Source organism: Burkholderia sp. WTPI3 (assembly GCF_021483755.1).
Taxonomy (GTDB): domain Bacteria; phylum Pseudomonadota; class Gammaproteobacteria; order Burkholderiales; family Burkholderiaceae; genus Burkholderia.
Window position 1 is genome coordinate 1 of record NZ_JAGIXF010000006.1, and the last position, 19,743, is coordinate 19,743.

Annotated in this window: 18 protein-coding genes; 13 read left to right on the forward strand and 5 right to left on the reverse strand. The window is 66.6% G+C overall.

What is annotated here, in order from left to right:
* Positions 1-91: 91 nt before the first annotated feature.
* Positions 92-1,219 (forward strand): aminotransferase class V-fold PLP-dependent enzyme, encoded by a 1,128-nt coding sequence (locus J7024_RS05105; RefSeq protein WP_234744839.1) that lies wholly within the window; start codon positions 92-94, stop codon positions 1,217-1,219.
* Positions 1,220-1,563: 344 nt separating this feature from the next.
* Here the strand turns inward: J7024_RS05105 and J7024_RS05110 are convergent, their stop codons facing one another.
* Positions 1,564-1,920, reverse strand: a complete 357-nt coding sequence (locus J7024_RS05110) for an STAS/SEC14 domain-containing protein (protein ID WP_124827041.1) — start codon at positions 1,918-1,920, stop codon at positions 1,564-1,566.
* Between the two features lie 264 nt (positions 1,921-2,184).
* The gene (locus tag J7024_RS05115) at positions 2,185-4,485 is read right to left on the reverse strand and encodes an NADP-dependent malic enzyme (RefSeq protein WP_175750791.1); all 2,301 of its coding nucleotides are present in this window, start codon (positions 4,483-4,485) and stop codon (positions 2,185-2,187) included.
* A gap of 137 nt (positions 4,486-4,622) precedes the next feature.
* Here J7024_RS05115 and J7024_RS05120 point away from each other — a divergent pair, with 137 nt between their 5' ends.
* The 6 genes from J7024_RS05120 to J7024_RS05145 all read left to right on the forward strand — a co-directional run bounded on the left by J7024_RS05120 (position 4,623) and on the right by J7024_RS05145 (position 10,416).
* Positions 4,623-5,594 carry a LysR substrate-binding domain-containing protein gene (locus J7024_RS05120; RefSeq protein ID WP_124826951.1) on the forward strand — a complete coding sequence of 324 codons (972 nt, stop codon included), beginning with the start codon at positions 4,623-4,625 and terminating at the stop codon, positions 5,592-5,594.
* A gap of 314 nt (positions 5,595-5,908) precedes the next feature.
* Positions 5,909-6,862 carry a choline ABC transporter substrate-binding protein gene (locus tag J7024_RS05125; RefSeq protein WP_124826953.1) on the forward strand — a complete coding sequence of 318 codons (954 nt, stop codon included), beginning with the start codon at positions 5,909-5,911 and terminating at the stop codon, positions 6,860-6,862.
* Positions 6,863-6,962: 100 nt separating this feature from the next.
* Positions 6,963-7,892 (forward strand): 3-keto-5-aminohexanoate cleavage protein, encoded by a 930-nt coding sequence (locus tag J7024_RS05130; protein ID WP_124826954.1) that lies wholly within the window; start codon positions 6,963-6,965, stop codon positions 7,890-7,892.
* An 89-nt stretch (positions 7,893-7,981) separates the two neighbouring features.
* Positions 7,982-8,947 (forward strand): L-carnitine dehydrogenase, encoded by a 966-nt coding sequence (locus J7024_RS05135; protein ID WP_124826955.1) that lies wholly within the window; start codon positions 7,982-7,984, stop codon positions 8,945-8,947.
* Between the two features lie 4 nt (positions 8,948-8,951).
* Complete coding sequence (locus tag J7024_RS05140; RefSeq protein WP_124826956.1) at positions 8,952-9,440, forward strand: thioesterase family protein; 489 nt, start codon at positions 8,952-8,954, stop codon at positions 9,438-9,440.
* A gap of 22 nt (positions 9,441-9,462) precedes the next feature.
* The gene (locus J7024_RS05145) at positions 9,463-10,416 is read left to right on the forward strand and encodes an alpha/beta hydrolase (protein ID WP_124826957.1); all 954 of its coding nucleotides are present in this window, start codon (positions 9,463-9,465) and stop codon (positions 10,414-10,416) included.
* A gap of 193 nt (positions 10,417-10,609) precedes the next feature.
* Here J7024_RS05145 and J7024_RS05150 read toward each other — a convergent pair whose 3' ends face one another.
* From J7024_RS05150 to J7024_RS05160, 3 genes are all read right to left on the reverse strand, one after another.
* Positions 10,610-10,912 carry a DUF4148 domain-containing protein gene (locus J7024_RS05150; RefSeq protein ID WP_096501752.1) on the reverse strand — a complete coding sequence of 101 codons (303 nt, stop codon included), beginning with the start codon at positions 10,910-10,912 and terminating at the stop codon, positions 10,610-10,612.
* Between the two features lie 214 nt (positions 10,913-11,126).
* The gene (locus J7024_RS05155; protein ID WP_124826958.1) at positions 11,127-12,113 is read right to left on the reverse strand and encodes an oxidoreductase; all 987 of its coding nucleotides are present in this window, start codon (positions 12,111-12,113) and stop codon (positions 11,127-11,129) included.
* Between the two features lie 156 nt (positions 12,114-12,269).
* Entirely contained in the window at positions 12,270-12,560 is a 291-nt protein-coding gene (locus tag J7024_RS05160) for a DUF3331 domain-containing protein (protein WP_124826959.1), read from the reverse strand.
* A gap of 679 nt (positions 12,561-13,239) precedes the next feature.
* On the opposite strand from J7024_RS05160, the gene J7024_RS05165 reads away from it, so the two are divergent.
* The 6 genes from J7024_RS05165 (at position 13,240) to J7024_RS05190 (ending at position 19,663) form a co-directional block, all read left to right on the forward strand.
* On the forward strand, positions 13,240-14,004 hold the full coding sequence (locus J7024_RS05165) for an SDR family oxidoreductase (RefSeq protein ID WP_124826960.1): 765 nt from the start codon (positions 13,240-13,242) through the stop codon (positions 14,002-14,004).
* A 43-nt stretch (positions 14,005-14,047) separates the two neighbouring features.
* Positions 14,048-14,890, forward strand: a complete 843-nt coding sequence (locus J7024_RS05170) for an ureidoglycolate lyase (RefSeq protein WP_234744840.1) — start codon at positions 14,048-14,050, stop codon at positions 14,888-14,890.
* A gap of 23 nt (positions 14,891-14,913) precedes the next feature.
* Positions 14,914-16,191: an L-fuconate dehydratase gene (locus J7024_RS05175; protein WP_175750794.1), complete on the forward strand. Its 1,278-nt coding sequence runs from the start codon at positions 14,914-14,916 to the stop codon at positions 16,189-16,191.
* Positions 16,192-16,272: 81 nt separating this feature from the next.
* Positions 16,273-17,049, forward strand: coding sequence for an SDR family oxidoreductase (locus J7024_RS05180; RefSeq protein ID WP_124826963.1), 777 nt, complete (start codon positions 16,273-16,275; stop codon positions 17,047-17,049).
* Positions 17,050-17,061: 12 nt separating this feature from the next.
* Positions 17,062-18,606 (forward strand): sugar ABC transporter ATP-binding protein, encoded by a 1,545-nt coding sequence (locus J7024_RS05185; RefSeq protein ID WP_124826964.1) that lies wholly within the window; start codon positions 17,062-17,064, stop codon positions 18,604-18,606.
* 19 nt (positions 18,607-18,625) lie between these two features.
* Entirely contained in the window at positions 18,626-19,663 is a 1,038-nt protein-coding gene (locus J7024_RS05190) for an ABC transporter permease (protein WP_124826965.1), read from the forward strand.
* The last annotated feature ends 80 nt before the right edge of the window (positions 19,664-19,743 follow it).

Sequence of the window (19,743 nt, forward strand, 5' to 3'; positions counted from 1 at the left end):
GCAAAAACGCAGCTTTGCATGGGCGCAGCGGTATCCGCCCATGAATACCGCGCGCTCTCATCACATGGTTCATCCTTTACCGGAGGCGAACGTGCCAGGATTACTTCCCGATGTCGACCGCGACGGGCTCCTCGAATATTCGGTGGTGTATACCGACCGGTCGATCAATCACATGTCGCAGCGCTTTCAAGGCGTCATGCGCGACATTTCCGCCGCCCTGAAAAAGGTTTACAACGCGAAGGCGGTCGCCATCGTCCCGGGCAGCGGGACGTTCGGCATGGAAGCCGTCGCCCGCCAGTTCGCGACGAACAAGAAATGTCTGGTCATCCGCAACGGCTGGTTCAGCTTCCGCTGGTCGCAGATTTTCGACATGGGCAGCATTCCGTCCGAATCGATCGTGCTGAAGGCGCGTCCGGTCGAATCGGGAAGGCAGGCCGCGTTTGCGCCGGCCCCGATCGACGAAGTCGTCGCGGCGATCCGCGAGCACAAGCCGGATCTCGTCTTTGCGCCGCACGTCGAAACCGCATCCGGGATGATGCTGCCCGATGGCTATATGCGCGCGGTGGCCGACGCCGTGCATGCGGTCGGCGGCATGTTCGTGCTGGATTGCATCGCGTCCGGCACGATCTGGCTCGACATGGAGGCGAGCGGCGTCGACGTGCTGATCAGCGCGCCGCAAAAGGGCTGGAGCGCATCGCCCGGCTGCGCGCTGGTGATGCTCAGCCCCCTCGCGCGCGAGCGAATCGATGCGACGACCAGCACCAGCTTCGCCTGCGATCTGCGCAAGTGGCTGCAGATCATGGAAGCGTACGAGAACGGCGGGTTCGCGTACCACGCGACGATGCCCACGGACAGCCTCACCACGCTGCGCGACGTCATCAAGGAAACGGAAGCGTACGGCTTCGACAAGGTGAGGGCGGAACAGCTCGAACTCGGCACGCGCATCCGCGCGCTGCTGGCCGAAAAGGGGTTCAGGAGCGTGGCGGCGAAGGGCTTCGAGGCCCCGGGCGTCGTGGTCAGCTACACGGACGACGACGACATCCGGTCCGGCAAGAAATTCGTCGATGTCGGCATGCAGATCGCGGCCGGCGTGCCGCTGCAATGCGACGAGCCGGCGGATTTCAAGACCTTCCGGATCGGTTTGTTCGGTCTCGACAAACTGCATGATGTCGATGCCGCGGTTGCCAGATTCGCCAGCGCGCTGGAGCGTGTTCTGTAGAGCGTTTCTCTCTGAAAGCGCGCATGGCGGCGCATGAAGTGGCGAGACCGGGTTGTTCGGCGCCACTGGATGCGCCGCCTGCACCGTGCGGCTCGGCGGCTTCCCGAAAAGCGGCCCACGCCTCGAAGGTCGTGGCAGCGCCCCCGGACGCGCCGAACGATCTTCGATGATGTAAGCGGGTTGCGCAAACCGTCCGGAGCGAGACCGGATGAGCGCCCACGGGTCGCGCCGCGAGAACACGGCCCCCTGTCTGCCGTACCGGCACGACATCATTGCCGAGTCGATCGCCCACCTGGGCTATCCGCGCCGGATCGACTCCACCAGTCTCGGCCCGTTCGGGCTTCTCACGCGGCGACCCAGGCACGCGCCTGTTCCAGCTCGTTCACGTGGAACGCCTTGATTTCGGCCTTCGTAAAGAACCGGGCCAGATGCATCGACGCGTGAATCCAGCTCGCGTCGGCCACTACGGCAGCCCGCGTGATCTTGCGGGCGAGCGGCACGCCGAGCGTCACGTCGGTCCACAACGCCTTCGGCTCGATACCGCTGAAATGTTCGATGCGTTCGAGCACACGGGTTTTGCCGTTCAGCTCGAGATCGCTGCGCATGCGCTCGATGGTTTCGCGCAGTTCGTGGTCGGTGATTTTTCCTTCGACGGATATTTCGACGACCGGCGAATCGGGGGTGGAGTGGTACAGGATCATGGCGGGACTCCGAGTCGGGAAGACGTGGCGCGCCCGGGCACGAACGCAAGCCCGGCGCTCGATGGCTTCTTCATGGTACGCCTTCCTGCGCGAGCGGTTTGCCTGCGAGCACCGGGCTTTGCTTGCTTCAATGCCCGACGCGACAGATACGGCCGCCATGCACGCCAGCCAGAGCGGCACCGGTACGAAAAAGCGGCGGATCGCCGAACCCTTCCGGATCCGGCTATCCGCCGCTCGATGAACAACTGTGCCGCGAAGAATCGATCAGCCGGCCACGTTGCGATTCGCCTGGATCACCGTCAACGCGGTCATGTTCACGATCCGTCGCACGGTGGAGCTCGACGTCAGGATATTCACCGGCGCATTCACGCCGAGCAGGAACGGCCCGACCGCAACGTTGCTGCCGGCTTCGGTCTTCAGCAGGTTGTAGGCGATGTTTCCCGCATCGACGTTCGGGCACACGAGCAGGTTCGCCGCGCCCTTGAGCGGCGACATCGGCAGCAGTCGCGACCGCAGGGCTTCGTCGAGCGCGCAGTCGCCGTGCATTTCGCCGTCCGCCTCGATATCCGGCGCCTGCGCGCGAATGATGTCCAGCGCCTTGCGCATCTTCACGCCCGACGCCGCGCTGCCCGACCCGAAGTTCGACCGCGACAGCAACGCAACCTTCGGCGTCAGATTCAGCCACTCCATCTGGCGCGCCGCGGCGATCGTGTATTCCGCGATCTGTTCCGCATCCGGGTTGTCGTTGATGTGCGTATCGACCAGCGCCACCGTGCGCTGATTGAGCAACAGGATGTTCATCGCCGCGTAGGTCGACGCATCGGGTTTCTTGCCGATCACTTCGTCGACGAAGCGCAGGTGATTGTGATACTCGCCGACGGTACCGCAGATCATCCCGTCGGCGTCGCCGAGCCGCACCATCATCGCGCCGATCAGCGTCAGGCGGCGGCGCATTTCGACGCGCGCCATTTCCTTCGAAATGCCGTCGCGGCAGCGCAGTTCCCAGTACGTCGTCCAGTATTGCGGGAAGCGTTCGTCGTATTCCGGGTTGGTGACTTCGACGTCCTCGCCGAGTCGCAGGCGCAGGCCGAACCGCTCGATCCGCGCCAGCAGCACTTCCGGACGGCCGACCAGGATCGGACGCGCGAGCTTTTCGTCGACGATGACCTGCACCGCGCGCAGCACGCGTTCGTCTTCGCCTTCGGTGAACACGATGCGCGCCTTGCCGCCGTCACGCACGAGCTGACGCGCGGCCGCGAACAGCGGCTTCATGAATGCGCCCGAGTGGTAGACGAACTGCTGCAGTTGCTCGACGTACGCGTCGAGATCCGCGAGCGGGCGCGTCGCCACGCCGCCTTCGATCGCAGCCTTGGCCACGGCCGGTGCGATACGGACGATCAGGCGCGGGTCGAACGGCTTCGGAATCAGGTATTGCGGGCCGAAGGACACTTCGTCGCCGCCATAGGCCGCCGCGACGATGTCGTTCTGCTCTTCCTGGGCGAGGCCGGCGATCGCGTGAACCGCGGCGATTTCCATTTCGCGGGTGATCGTGGTGGCGCCCACATCCAGTGCGCCGCGGAAAATGTACGGGAAGCACAGGACGTTGTTGACCTGGTTCGGGAAGTCCGAGCGGCCGGTCGCGATCACGACGTCGTCGCGCGTCGCATGGGCGAGCTCCGGGAAGATTTCCGGCGTCGGATTGGCGAGCGCGAGAATCAGCGGGCGCGCGGCCATTGCCTTCAGCATTTCCGGTTTCAGAATGCCGCCGACAGACAGCCCGAGGAACACGTCGGCACCGCCGATCACCTCGGACAGCGTGCGTGCATCGGTCTCCTGCGCGAAGCGTTCCTTGGCCGGATCCATCAGCGTGGTCCGGCCGCGATAGACGACGCCTTCGATATCGGTCGCCCACACGTTTTCGATCGGCAGCCCGAGGTCGACCAGCAGGTCCAGACAGGCCAGCGCGGCCGCGCCGGCGCCCGACGTCACGACCTTCACGTCCTTGATCGACTTCCCGACGACCTTCAGCCCGTTGATGAACGCGGCGGCGACGGTGATGGCGGTGCCGTGCTGGTCGTCATGGAAGACGGGGATCTTCATGCGCTCGCGCAGCTTGCGCTCGACGGTGAAGCACTCCGGCGCCTTGATGTCCTCGAGGTTGATCCCGCCGAAGGTGGGTTCGAGGCCGGCGATGATGTCGACGAGCTTGTCCGGGTCGGTTTCGTTGATCTCGATGTCGAACACGTCGATGCCCGCGAACTTCTTGAAGAGCACCGCCTTGCCTTCCATCACCGGCTTCGACGCGAGCGCGCCGATGTTGCCCAGACCCAGCACCGCGGTGCCGTTGGTGATGACCCCCACCAGATTCCCGCGGCTCGTGAAGCGGTGCGCGTTCAGCGGCTCGGCCGCGATCGACTCGCAGACGCTCGCGACGCCGGGCGTGTAGGCGAGCGCGAGATCGCGCTGCGTCACGAGCGGCTTGCTGGCGACGACGGAGATCTTCCCCGGGGTCGGAAACTCGTGATAGTCGAACGCTGCCTGCTGCTGAGTCTCTGTCTGTTTCATGTTCTTGGGTCCGGGCATGTGCGCCAGGCCAGTCCCGGCGCGATCCATGGGGAGTGATTCTAGGCACCGGCCATAACGAGATGATTCTGTTTTAATATTGGTCCATCACTTTTTCATGATGAATGATTGACCAGTCAATGACATTCGACGCGAACGACGTGGTCAGGCGGCTCGGCGCCCGCCTGAAGATGCGGCACCTGATGCTGCTGCTGCAGATCCAGCAGCACGGGTCGCTGACGCGCGTCGCGGAGCACATGGCCAGCAGCCAGCCGGCGGTGACGAACGCGCTGTCGGAGCTGGAAAGCATGTTCGGCACGCCGCTGTTCGAGCGCTCGTCGCGCGGGATGCGGCCGACCGCGCTGGGCGCGGTGGTGCTCGAGCGGGCCAGGGCGATGCTGCAGGACCTCGACCACCTCGCCCGCGAGATGGAGGCGGTTGCCGCCGGGCATGCGGCCCACCTGCATATCGGCGTGATCCCGTTCATTTCGGGCCAGATGCTGTCGGCGGCGCTCAAGCGGCTGCAATCGCGGATGGAGCGGCGCGTGACGGTGACGATTCACGAAGGCACCAGCGACCAGCTGCTGCTGCAACTCCGGGATCACAGCGTCGACCTCGTGATCGGGCGGGCATCGTCGGCGGTCGATCTGGGGCAGGTGTCGTTCGAGGTGCTGTACCAGCAGCAGCCGCGGATGATCGCGAGCCGGCGGCTGGCCGCGAAACTGGCCCGCGCGAGGCTCGACTGGGAGAAGTTGCGTGCGCTGGACTGGATTCTCGGCGCCCCGCACACGCCGATGCGCGAGCAGGTGACCGACCTGTTTCTGTCGGCGGGCATTGCGCCGCCGGTGCCGATCGTCGAAAGCTACTCGTCGAAGCTGATTGGCGAAATGATCGCGTCGAGCGACGAGGCCGTGTCGATCGTGCCGGCCGATATCGCGGAGGAAATGGTGCGCATCGCCGGGGTGGCGATCGTGCCTTACTCGCTGGTCTGGACGCTGCCGCCCATCGCGCTGTTTACCCGCGCCGACGAATCGCATGTGCCGACGCGGGATCTGCTGGTTCAGGCACTGCGTGAGATCTGCAGGGAAACCTACGTCGAAGTCCCCCGATAACGCTTCGGTTCCCGGCCCGGACGCGCGGGGCCGGGAACCGCGTCACACCTGCTCGCGCGCCGCCGCCGAAGCATGTCCGGTCTGCCTTCCCTGCGCCGCATCCGGACAACCCCCCGCCCATCTGGATTTGCTCCAAACCCTCGCCGCACAAGCCACAGCCCGTGCATAGTGGTTTCCACCCATAGTCGCAAATAGTCAAGAACAGGTCGCCGCCGGTCGTCTTGCGACCAATATGGCTCGTTACTTTTACTCCCACGATGCAGGCCGGGACGCACTCCGCGCACCGTCGCACATCGGCCCACAGGGGAGAAACCATGAAGTCGACAAAGATCGCCGCGTTCGTCGCGGCCGTGCTGGCGACCGGCGCATTCGCGACTGCGGCGCAGGCCGAAACGGATGCCGCGACCTGCCGCAACGTACGCTTTGCGGATATCGGCTGGACCGACATCACGTCCACCACGGCGCTCGCCTCGACGGTGTTCGAAGGGCTCGGCTACAAGCCGACGACGACGATCGCATCGGTGCCGATCTCGTTCGCCGGCCTGAAGAGCAAGCAACTCGACGTGTCGCTCGGCTACTGGTGGCCGGTGCAGCAAAAGCAGCTTCAGCCGTTCCTCGACAGCAAGTCGATCAACGTCGTCGAACCGCCGAACCTGTCGGGCGCGAAGGCGACGCTTGCGGTGCCGAGCTACGAATACCAGGCCGGCCTGAAGACCTTCGAAGACATCGCGAAACACCGCGCGGAGCTCGACGGCAAGATCTACGGGATCGAGCCGGGCAGCAGCGCGAACGCGACGATCCAGAAGATGATCGACACGAACCAGTACGGCCTCGGCGGCTTCAAGCTGGTCGAATCGAGCGAGGCGGGGATGCTCGTCACGGTCGAGCGCGCGATCCGCGAGAAGAAGTGGGTCGTGTTCCTCGGCTGGGAACCGCATCCGATGAACATCCAGATCAGCATGAACTACCTGTCCGGCGGCGACGCGTCCTTCGGTCCCAACTATGGCGAAGCGCGCGTGTACACGCTGACGGCGCCCGACTTCATTTCCCGCTGCCCGAATGCCGGCAAGCTGATCGAGAACCTGCGTTTCTCGACACAGCTCGAGAACCAGCTGATGCAGTCGGTGATGAACAAGACGAAGCCGGCCGACGCCGCGAAGGCGTATCTGAAGAAGAATCCGCAGGTGCTCGACGCGTGGCTGGCCGGCGTCAAGACGTTCGACGGCAAGGACGGGCTGCCCGCCGTGAAGGCCTATCTCGGCCTGTGACGGCCCGTGCGCGCCGGGCGTTCCCGGCGCGCAGCGACAAATCATCTGCAGTACGACGGAAATCGGGCGACACCATCCGAATCAAGCGAGGGCTCACAGCATGAACAACGAAGTCATCATCACCTGCGCGGTCACCGGCGCGGGCGACACGGTCGGCAAGCACCCGGCGATTCCGGTCACGCCGAGGGAAATCGCGGCCGCCGCGATCGAAGCGGCCAGGGCCGGCGCGACGGTGGCGCACTGCCACGTGCGCGATCCGCAGACGGGCCGCGGCAGCCGCGATCCGAATCTGTACCGCGAGGTGGTCGACCGGATCCGCTCGGCCGACGTCGACGTGATCATCAACCTGACGGCCGGCATGGGCGGCGATCTGGAAATCGGCCCGGGCGAAGATCCGATGCGCTTCGGCAAGGGCACCGATCTCGTCGGCGGCCTCACGCGCCTCGTGCACGTCGAGGAACTGCTGCCGGAAATCTGCACGCTGGATTGCGGCACGCTGAATTTCGGCGACGGCGACTACATCTACGTGTCGACGCCCGCGCAACTGCGCGCCGGTGCGAAGCGCATCCAGGAACTCGGCGTGAAGCCGGAGCTGGAAATCTTCGACACGGGCCATTTGTGGTTCGCGAAGCAATTGCTGAAGGAAGGTTTGCTCGACGATCCGCCGCTGTTCCAGCTGTGCCTCGGCATTCCGTGGGGCGCGCCGGCCGACACCGGCACGATGAAGGCGATGGTCGACAACCTGCCGCCGGGCGCGCACTGGGCCGGCTTCGGGATCGGCCGCATGCAGATGCCGATGGTCGCGCAGGCGATGCTGCTCGGTGGCCACGTGCGCGTCGGCCTCGAAGACAACATCTGGCTCGATCGCGGCGTGCATGCGACCAACGGCACACTCGTCGAGCGCGCGCGGGAAATCGTCGAACGGCTCGGCGGCCGCGTGCTGACGCCGGCCGAAGGGCGTCGCAAGCTCGGCCTGCCGGCGCGCGGCGAACGTCCGCTCGAACGGCGTGCGGTGACCGAATTCGCGTGAGTGTCTGCAACTGATCCAGCTTTATTGCGGCGGCGCGCGCACGAGTGCGGCCGCCGTCCGATCCCCCTCGATTTGAAGGATGCGTTGACATGGCTGTGAAGACCGACATCAGGACGTTCGCCGCGATTGGCACCGGCGTGATCGGCAGCGGGTGGATTTGTCGTGCGCTCGCGTACGGTCTCGACGTGGTCGTATGGGATCCGGCACCGGGCGCGGAAGAGCGGCTGCGCGCGAACGTTGCGAATGCATGGCCCGCGCTCGAACGCGTCGGCCTCGCGCCGGGCGCCGATCCCGCGCGGCTGCGCTTCGCGTCGACGATCGAGGCCTGCGTCGCCGATGCCGACTTCATCCAGGAAAGCGCGCCCGAGCGCGAGGCGCTGAAGCTCGAACTGCACGAACAGATCAGCCGCGCGGCGAAGCCCGACGCGATCATCGCGTCGTCGACGTCGGGGCTGCTGCCGACCGACTTCTATGCGCGGGCGGTGCATCCGGAGCGCTGCGTGGTCGGCCATCCGTTCAATCCGGTCTACCTGCTGCCGCTCGTCGAGGTGCTCGGCGGCGCGCGCACGTCGCCGGAAGCCGTGGAAGCGGCGATGGCGATCTATCGCAAGCTCGGCATGCGGCCGCTGCACGTGCGCAAGGAAGTGCCGGGCTTCATCGCGGACCGGCTGCTCGAAGCGCTGTGGCGCGAGGCGCTGCATCTGGTCAACGAAGGCGTCGCGACGACCGGCGAGATCGACGACGCGATCCGCTTCGGCGCCGGCATCCGCTGGTCGTTCATGGGCACGTTCCTGACCTACACGCTGGCCGGCGGCGACGCGGGCATGCGACACTTCATGCAGCAGTTCGGCCCCGCGCTCGAACTGCCGTGGACCAAGCTGGTCGCGCCGAAGCTGACCGACGCACTGATCGACAGTGTCGTCGAAGGCACGAGCGAGCAGCAAGGCAAGCGCAGCATCAAGGAACTCGAGCGCTATCGCGACGAGTGCATTACCGAGGTGCTGAAGGCGATCGCCGCAGTGAAGGCGCGGCACGGGATGCGATTCGAGGACTGACAACATGACCGGCGATACCCCGCTGACGATCTACCGCGACGTCGTACGGCCCGAGTGGGTCGACTACAACGGCCATCTGCGCGACGCGTTCTATCTGCTGATCTTCAGCTTCGCGACCGATGCGCTGCTGGACCGCATCGGCCTCGACGACGCCACGCGTCGCGAGCGGGGCCGCTCGGTCTATACGCTCGAAGCGCATGTGAACTATCTGCAGGAGATCAAGGAAGGCACGCACGTGCGCGTCGATGCACGAGTGTTCGCGCATGACGCGAAGCGGCTGCACATGTATCTCGAACTGTTCGCGGACGGGCACGACGGCGCGGTGTCGGCGAGCGAGCAGATGATGCTGCACGTCGACACGCGCGACGGCGCGAAATCGGCGCCGTTCGACGACGACGTCGCCGTGCGCGTGGCCGGGCTTCACGCATTGCAGCGCGATTGCGCGGTGCCCGCGTATGCGGGCCGCGTGATCGGCCTGCCGCCGCGTCGCTGATTTCGACGGCAGCGCACGCCCGATGCTCGAACCGGAAATCGCCGCGTTCGTCGCGGCTGTCGACGCGGCGTATCCGGCCGATACCGCCGCGCGCTCGCCCGACGAACAGCGCCGCCTCTACGATCGCTTCGCGGCCGCATGGACGCCCGCCGCGCTGCCGGCCGGCGTCGTGCGGCACGATGCGGTGTGGCACGCACCGGACGGGCGCGCGATCGCGCTGCGGCGGCATGCGCCCGCGCACGGTGCGCCGCGTGGCACCGTGCTGTTCTTTCACGGCGGCGGCTTCGTCGTCGGCTCGCTCGACAGTCACGCGCTGATCACCGCGCAACTGGCGGCCGACACGGGGCTGGCAGTGATCGCGGTCGACTACCGGCTCGCGCCCGAGCATCGCGTACCTGCTGCACTCGAGGACTGCATGGCCGTCACGCGGGCCGCGCGCGATGCATGCTGGCCGTTCGGCCCATGCGTGCGGCCGCTGACCCTCGCGGGCGACAGCGCGGGCGGCAATCTCGCGGCGGCGGTCGCGACCGCGCTGCGCGATGCGAACGAACGGGGCGTCGACGGCATCGCACTCGTCTATCCGATGCTCGGCATCGAACCGCAATCGCCCGCGCGCGAGACCGAAGCGCACGCGCCGATGCTGACGCTCGACGATGTCCACAGTTATCGCGCGCTGTACTGGGGCGATGCGGATGAAACCGCGTTGAACGACGCCCCGCTGTTGCGCGCATCGGTGCCGCTTGCCGCGTCGCGTTTCGACGGGTTGCCACCGGTGCTTGCGATCGGCGCGGAACACGATCCGCTGCGTGACGACGCGCGCGTCTATGTCGAAAGGATTCTCGGGGCCGGCGGCGCCGCGCGTTACTGGATGGGAGAGGGGCTCGTGCACGGCTGCTGGCGTGCGCTTGGCACCAGCACGCAGGCGGCGCGGATGCACCGGATGGTCGGTGAGTTCTTGCTTGCGCCCTGCGGGTGACCGGTGCTCACGCCCGGCCGCCGTTTTTCCCTGAATACGAAAAAGCGCCCGGCCGCAACGCGCCCGGGCGAAGCCACCCGCTGCCGGGCGGCGGAGGTATACGTTTCATAAAAAAGACGAGCCCGCACTGCGGGCTCGTCCGGTTACAGCTTCATCGCGCGATGCGCGGTGTGCCCGCCGGGGGCGTGTCGGCTTACTGGCCGAAGAAGATCGAGTCGCGAGCGTTCGACGACGCTGCGGCGGCCGGGGCGCCCGAGTGGACGACCGGAGCCGGTTGTGCGCCATAGCCGCTGGCGTCGGCACCATGAACACGCGCTTCCGCCGACTGGATGTCGTTCGGGTAGTACGGGCTCGACAGGCCCGGCTTGTAGCCGGCTTGTTCGAGCTGAACCAGTTCGTTGCGGACTTGTGCGCGGGTCACGGTGCTTTGTGCGAAAGCACCGAACGAAGCGGACAGGGCGACAGCGGCAACAACTGCGGAAACGAGCGATTTCATGATGACCTCCGGTGTTTTATTGGGTTCGCTCTCGACACCATGTCTTAAGCGATTGACTAAATCTTAGTCACCGGGGGCTTCAGGGTAAACGCTGATTTTGACGATAGATTGTTTCCTGAGTGGTAACAGTAGTGCGGCGAATCAGTCTTTCAACATCCTTTCGTTTCCGTTTGCGCAATAAGTGTGAAGAATGAGCGAGCCGGCGGCATGCCGTTCAGCGCGCCTCGGCCGCAGCGTCGAACGGCTTGGCGAGCGGCCGCCCGGCGGGGGCGCCCGCGCTCAGGAAACGCACGCCCGTTGCGGTTTCCGACGCTTCCCACAGCAGCGCGGCCACGGCCGCGTCGCGGGCCGAACGCGGCACGCTCGCAGGTGCTGGCAGGCCGCGCGACTCGAACCAGCCGGATGGGCCGATATACGAGCCGCCGATGAGGTCGGGCGCCGTCGCCGCATGAATCGCCGGCAGCGCGCCCCGGTCGGCGGGCTGCGCGAGATAACGGTTCGCCGCACGCATCAGGGCGGTGCGGGCGGGCGAGCTGTCCATCGCGGGGCCCGCGAACTGCAGGTTGGTCGCCGCGTAGCCGGGGTGCGCCGCGACGCTGATCCCCGCGAATGCCGCACGCTGGAAGCGGCGCTGCAACTCGATCGCGAACACGAGGTTCGCGAGCTTGCTGTCGCAATAGGCGAGATAACGGTTGTAGCGATGCTCGGCGCGCAGGTCGTCGACGCGGATCCGGCCGCCGCGGTTGAGGCCGCTCGACATCGTGACGACGCGCGCCCGGCGGGCGGCGCGCAGCGCGGGCAGCAGATGGCCGGTGAGCGCGAAATGGCCGAGGTGGTTGGTGCCGAACTGCATCTCGAAGCCGTCGCGCGTATGCCGCAGCGGCAGGAACATCACGCCGGCGTTGTTGCAGAGGATGTCGACGCGGCCGTGGCGTTCGGACACGCCGTCGGCGAAGCGCTGGATCGATGCGAGATCGGCGAGGTCGAGCGGATCGACTTCGACGCGGGCAGCGGGATGAAGACGGCGGATCGCATCGGCCGCCTGCGCGGCGCGGACGGCATCGCGGCAACCCATCACGACGGTTGCGCCCTTGGCGGCGAGCGTTTCCGCGATCTGCCAGCCGAGACCGCTGTTGGCGCCGGTCACGACCGCGACCTTGCCGCCTTGCGCCGGGACGTGGCGCGCGCTCCATGCATGCATGTCTGCCTCCCTCGGCGTGGCGATGCACCACGGCGCGTAATCGTTACATTGAATGCTGTAACGATAGTCCGCGCAGGCGGAGCAGACAAGCGGGGGATTTAGACCGGCGGTTCTAGGCGCGTGACGCAGCCGGCCCGCGCATGCGGGCGGTGCGCGTTATCGGCCGCCGGCCATGCCGAGTACTTCGGCGGCGGAGATCATCGCGGCCGCATTCGCGGGTGCCGGGCGCTCGGCCGGCCGGAATACTTCGTCGCCGCGCTGGATGACCTGGCGCGACAGCGCGCAGGTGCCGGTGCGCTGCGCGAAGCGGCGGCGCCAGCGCTGTTCGCCGTAATGACAACGGCCGGGTTCGACCCAGCGGACGACGAGCAGCGTATCGGAACGTTCGAGAATTTCGACGTGGACGTCGGCGGGATCGAGCGCAGGCAGGGATTTAGAGGCCTTCATTTTGCCGTTTCCTAAAGCTCGTGCGGTTTCGGCCTTGGCAGTGGATGTCACTACCCGATGGCGAATCCGTAGCGGTTTCCATGAGTGGTGCGCTAAATGTAAGCGTCTGTGACCGGAAAAAACATCCTGTCTGGCTCAAATTACCTTTTGCCGATTTAGAAACAATCAACCTGCATTTTCTTTAAAAAGGGCGGACAAAAACGCCCCGGACGCGTACGCCCGGGGCGGAAAATCGGCCCGCGCCGCCGTGTCTGCTCGCTCAGTCACGTGGCCCACCGCGGGGGACGGAGGTGCCCGCCAGGGACCGTCGGCGGGCGGGGGATGCGGTGTGCCGGGCGGCGCGGTCCGGCCACACGATGATCGCGCGCGTATCCCGTTGAAACCCTGACGGCAGCATGACTTTTCTGTCAGATTCGCCGGCCGCGGCGTGATGCGGGCCGCAGAAACCGGCGGAAACGCCCGCCGGCATTGGCTTCGCGCGATGTGCAGCCGACCGTCCGGGTACGGATTGCACGCCGATCCGCCACCTGCGGCACTGCTTCCCGGCCGATTCTCCCGCTCGGGAAAATACTGAATCGCGCGGCCGTGACAAATCCGGAATCTGTTCCTATGATTGGTTGGACCTTTGGTCCTTTGTGCCAATCGGCCGGTTCGCCGGCATCTATTCGGAGAGGTGCGCATGAGATTGCAGGGCAAGCACGCGCTGGTCACGGCGGCCGGGCAGGGCATCGGTCGGGCGACCGCGCTGCGGTTCGCGAGCGAGGGCGCCGACGTGCTGGCGACCGACATCAACGAAGCCGCGCTCGCGCAGCTCGCGGCCGACGCCGAACGCGCGGGCGGCCGGCTGGCGACGCGGCGGCTCGACGTGACCGATGCGCACGACGTCGCGGCACTCGCCGCGCAGGAACGGGCGTTCGACGTGCTGTTCAACTGCGCCGGTTTCGTCCATCACGGCTCGATCCTCGATTGCGACGACGACGCGTGGGCGTTCTCGCTGAACCTGAACGTCACGTCGATGTACCGGCTGATCCGCGCGCTGCTGCCGGCAATGCTCGAAGCGGGCGGCGCGTCGATCGTTAACATGGCATCGGCGGCGTCGAGCGTGAAGGGCGTGCCGAACCGCTTCGTCTACGGCACGACCAAGGCCGCCGTGATCGGGCTGACCAAGGCGGTCGCGGCCGATTTCGTCGAGCAGCGCATCCGCTGCAACGCAATCTGCCCCGGCACGATCGAGTCGCCGTCGCTCGAGCAGCGGATCGCCGAGCAGGCGCGCACGCGCCAGGTGTCGACCGATACCGTGCGGCAGGCATTCGTCGCGCGCCAGCCAATGGGCCGCATCGGCACCGCGGAAGAAGTGGCCGCGCTCGCGCTGTACCTTGCCTCCGACGAAGCGTCGTTTACGACCGGCGCGATTCATCTGATCGACGGCGGCTGGTCAAACTGACCGAGCCCTCACATTCACTTTCCGTTTCCGTTCGGACGACCCCATGAAACTGCTGAGATTTGGCGACAAACACCATGAGAAACCGGGCCTGCTCGATGCGCAGGGCAAGATCCGCGACCTGTCGGGCGTGATCGACGACGTCGCCGGCGATGTGCTCACCCCGGCGTCGCTCGCGCGGCTGCGCGACATCCCGCCGTCGTCGCTGCCGCTCGTCGAGGGCACGCCACGCCTCGGCGCGTGCGTCGGCCGCGTCGGCAAGTTCATCTGCATCGGCCTCAATTACTCCGACCACGCGGCCGAATCGGGCATGGACGTTCCGAAGGAACCGGTGGTGTTCGGCAAATGGACGAGCGCGATCTCGGGGCCGAACGACGACGTCGAGATTCCGCGCGGCTCGGAGAAGACCGACTGGGAAGTCGAGCTCGGCGTCGTGATCGGCCAGGGCGGCCGCTATATCGACGAAGCCGAGGCGTTGTCGCACGTCGCCGGTTATTGCGTGGTGAACGACGTGTCGGAGCGCGAATACCAGCTCGAACGCGGCGGCACGTGGGACAAGGGCAAGGGCAACGACACGTTCGGCCCGCTCGGCCCGTGGCTCGTGACGGCCGACGAAGTGCCCGATCCGCACGCGCTGCGGTTGTGGCTCGAGGTGGACGGCCACCGCTACCAGAACGGCACGACCGCGACGATGGTGTTCCGCGTGCCGCACCTGATCAGCTACCTGAGCCGCTTCATGAGCCTGCAGCCGGGCGACGTGATCTCGACCGGCACGCCGCCGGGCGTCGGGCTCGGGCAGAAGCCCCCCATCTATCTGCGCGCCGGGCAGTCGATCACGCTCGGGATCGACGGGCTCGGCGAGCAGCGTCAGCGCACCGTGCAGGCCTGATTCCATTCAACGGACCGTTCGTCATGCCTATCATTCGATCGATGCGCGTCCTCGACGTGCGCTTCCCGACCTCGCGCCAGCTCGACGGCTCCGATGCGATGAACCCGGACCCGGACTACTCGGCCGCGTACGTCGTGCTCGACACCGACCACGACGGGCTCGAAGGCCACGGGCTCACGTTCACCATCGGGCGCGGCAACGAAATCTGCTGCGCGGCGATCGACGCGATGCGTCATCTCGTCGTCGGCCTCGACCTTGACTGGATCCGCGACGACATGGGCCGCTTCTGGCGCCACGTGACATCGGACAGCCAGTTGCGCTGGATCGGTCCCGACAAGGGCGCGATCCATCTGGCGACGGGGGCCGTCGTCAATGCCGTATGGGATCTGTGGGCGAAGTCGGTCGGCAAGCCGCTTTGGCGGCTCGTCGTCGACCTGAGCCCGGAAGACATCGTGCGCGCGGTCGATTTCCGCTACCTGACCGACTGCCTGACGCAGGACGAAGCGCTCGACCTGCTGCGCCGGCAGGCGCCCGGCAAGGCCGCGCGGATCGCGGCACTCGAGCGCGACGGCTATCCGTGCTACACGACGTCGGCGGGCTGGCTCGGCTACAGCGACGACAAGCTGCGCCGGCTGTGCCGCGAAGCGGTGGACGCGGGCTTCGACTACGTGAAGCTGAAGGTCGGCGCGAACCTGGAAGACGACATCCGCCGCGTGACGATCGCGCGCGAGGTGATCGGCCCGCAGCGCAAGCTGATGATCGACGCGAACCAGGTGTGGGAAGTCGACGAGGCGATCGACTGGGTGCGCGAACTCGCGTTCGCGAAGCCGTGGTTCATCGAGGAGCCGACGAGCCCCGACGACGTCGAAGGGCATCGCAAGATCCGCGAGGCGATCGCGCCGGTGCAGGTCGCGACCGGCGAGATGTGCCAGAACCGTGTGCTGTTCAAGCAGTTCATCGAGCGCGGCGCGATCGACGTCGTGCAGATCGACGCATGCCGGCTCGGCGGCGTGAACGAGATTCTCGCGGTGATGCTGCTGGCCGCGAAGTACGGGCTGCCGGTGTGTCCGCATGCCGGCGGTGTCGGATTGTGCGAATACGTGCAGCATCTGTCCATGATCGACTACGTGTGCATTTCCGGTACGAAGGAAGGGCGCGTGACCGAATACGTCGATCACCTGCACGAGCATTTCGTCGAACCGTGCGTCGTGCGCGGCGCGGCGTACATGCCGCCGACGGCGCCCGGTTTCTCGATCGAGATGAAGCCCGAGTCGCTCGAGCAGTATCGGTTCCGCGGCTGAAGGACGGCGCACGACGAAGCACGACGTACGATGCGCCGCGCGCGGCCTGCGCGGCGACGACACGAACGACGGAGACGCGAAGTGGATTTGAATCTGCAAGACAAGGTCGCGATCGTGACCGGCGGTGCATCGGGCATCGGCGCGGCGATCTCGATGCGGCTGGCCGACGAACGCGCGATTCCCGTGGTGTTCGCGCGGCACGCGCCGGACGACACGTTCTGGCATGCGCTCACGCGGAAGCAGCCGCGCGCCGCATGGGTGTCCGCCGAGTTGCAGGACGACGCGCAATGCCGCGAGGCCGTCGCACAGACCGTCGCGCGTTTCGGCCGCATCGACGGCCTCGTCAACAACGCCGGCATCAACGACAGCGTCGGCCTCGACGCCGGGCGCGACGCGTTCGTCGCGTCGCTCGAGCGCAACCTGATTCACTACTACGCGATGGCGCATTACTGCGTGCCGCACCTGAAGGCGACGCGCGGCGCGATCGTCAACATCTCGTCGAAGACGGCCGTGACCGGGCAGGGCAACACGAGCGGCTATTGCGCGTCGAAGGGCGCGCAACTCGCGTTGACGCGAGAATGGGCCGTCGCATTGCGGAACGACGGCGTGCGCGTGAACGCGGTGATTCCCGCCGAGGTGATGACGCCGCTCTACCAGAACTGGATCGCCGGCTTCGACGACCCGGAAGCGAAGCTCGCGGAAATCGCCGGCAAGGTGCCGCTCGGCAAGCGCTTCACGACGGCCGACGAGATCGCCGACACGGCCGTGTTCCTGCTGTCGGAACGCGCATCGCACACGACGGGCCAGTGGCTGTTCGTCGATGGCGGCTATACGCATCTCGATCGTGCGATCGGCTGAGGACGGCGCGCCATGCAACCCGATCCGAACCCGACGACCGCCGCACCCGTGGCGCTGATCGCATTGACCGGCGTCAGCAAGCGCTTTCCGGGCGTGCAGGCGCTCGACGATTGCCGGTTCGATCTGCGCGCCGGCGAAGTGCATGCGCTGATGGGCGAGAACGGCGCCGGCAAGTCGACGCTGATGAAGATCCTCGCCGGCGTGTACCAGCGGGACGGCGGCGAGATCCGCATGGACGGCCGCGCGGTGGAGATCGCCGATCCGCGTGCCGCGCAGGCGCTCGGCATCGGCATCATCCATCAGGAGTTGAACCTGATGAACCACCTGAGCGTCGCGCAGAACATCTTCATCGGCCGCGAGCCGCGCGGCCGCTTCGGCGTGTTCGTCGACGAAGACAGGCTGAACCGCGACGCAGCCGCGATCTTCGCGCGGATGCGGCTCGATCTCGATCCGCGCACCCCGGTCGGCCGGCTGACGGTCGCGAAGCAGCAGATGGTCGAGATCGCGAAGGCGCTGTCGTTCGATTCGCGCGTGCTGATCATGGACGAGCCGACCGCCGCGCTGAACAACGCGGAGATCGCCGAGCTGTTTCGCATCATCGGCGACCTGCGCGCGCACGGCGTCGGCATCGTCTACATCTCGCACAAGATGGACGAGCTGCGCCAGATCGCCGACCGCGTGACCGTGATGCGCGACGGCAAGTACGTCGCGACCGTGCCGATGGCCGAAACGTCGATGGACGCGATCATCGCGATGATGGTCGGCCGCCAGCTCGACACGACGTTCCGTACACCGCCCGATACGTCGTCCAGCGACGTCGCGCTCGAAGTGCGCGGATTGTCGCGCGGCCGCGCGATCCGCGACGTCGGTTTCACGCTGCGGCGCGGCGAGATCCTCGGCTTCGCGGGGTTGATGGGCGCTGGCCGCACCGAGGTCGCGCGCGCCGTGTTCGGCGCGGACCCGATCGATGCGGGCGAGATCCGCGTGCACGGCAAGACCGTGACGATCCGCACGCCGGCCGACGCGGTCAGGCACGGCATCGGTTATCTGTCGGAGGACCGCAAGCACTTCGGGCTTGCGGTCGGGATGGACGTGCAGAACAACATCGCGCTGTCGAGCATGCGCCGCTTCGTGCGCCGCGGCGTGTTTCTGGATGCACGCGAGATGCGCGACACCGCGCAGTCGTATGTGCGGCAGCTTTCGATTCGCACGCCGTCGGTCGCGCAGCCGGCGCGGCTGCTGTCGGGCGGCAACCAGCAGAAGATCGTGATCGCGAAGTGGCTGCTGCGCGACTGCGACATCCTGTTCTTCGACGAGCCGACGCGCGGCATCGACGTCGGCGCGAAAAGCGAGATCTACAAGCTGCTCGACGCGCTCGCCGCCGACGGCAAGGCGATCGTGATGATCTCGTCGGAGCTGCCCGAGGTGCTGCGCATGAGCCACCGGATTCTCGTGATGTGCGAAGGGCGCGTGACCGGCGAGCTGCGCGCGGCCGACGCCACGCAGGAAAAGATCATGCAGCTCGCGACGCAGCGCGAGTCGACCGTATTGTCCTGATTCAGACGCCTACCCGATCATGTCCAACGATACGCATCCCGTCCCGCCTCTTGCCACCGGCGACACGCCGGCGGCCGCACCGGGCCTGCGCGCCCGCCTCTTCAACCCGGCCGCGCGGCAGAAGCTGCTTGCGTTCGCGAGCCTCGTGCTGCTGATCGTGTTCTTCAGCATCGCATCGCCGAACTTCCTCGAAGTCGACAACCTCGTTTCGATCCTGCAGGCCACCGCCGTGAACGGCGTGCTGGCCGTCGCCTGCACCTACGTGATCATCACGTCGGGCATCGACCTGTCGGTCGGCACGCTGATGACGTTCTGCGCGGTGATGGCCGGCGTCGTGCTGACGAACTGGGGCATGCCGCTGCCGCTCGGGATCCTGGCCGCGCTGTTGTTCGGCGCGCTGTCGGGCAGCGTGTCGGGTTTCGTGATCGCGAAGATGAAGGTGCCGCCGTTCATCGCGACGCTCGGCATGATGATGCTGCTCAAGGGGCTGTCGCTCGTGATCTCGGGCACGCGGCCGATCTACTTCAACGACACGCCCGGCTTCACGTCGATCGCGCAGGATTCGCTGATCGGCAACCTGATTCCGTCGCTGCCGATTCCGAACGCCGTGCTGATCCTGTTCCTCGTCGCGATCGGTGCGTCGATCGTGCTGAACCGGACCATCTTCGGCCGCTACACGTTCGCGCTCGGCAGCAACGAGGAAGCGCTGCGGCTGTCCGGCGTGAACGTCGATGCGTGGAAGATCGCCGTCTACACGTTCAGCGGCGCGGTGTGCGGGATCGCGGGGCTGCTGATCGCGTCGCGGCTGAATTCCGCGCAGCCCGCGCTCGGGCAGGGCTACGAGCTCGATGCGATCGCGGCCGTGGTGATCGGCGGCACGTCGCTGTCGGGCGGCGCGGGCAGCATCGTCGGCACCATCATCGGCGCATTCATCATGAGCGTGCTGACCAACGGCCTGCGCATCATGTCGGTCGCGCAGGAATGGCAGACGGTCGTCACCGGCGTGATCATCATCCTCGCCGTGTACGTGGACATCCTGCGCCGGCGTCGCCGCTGACGTCGACGCATTGACGTGCGTGCATCCGCTTCACCGCCGGCCTGGCCGGCATTTCAGTCGATACCAACCAAGGAGACGCG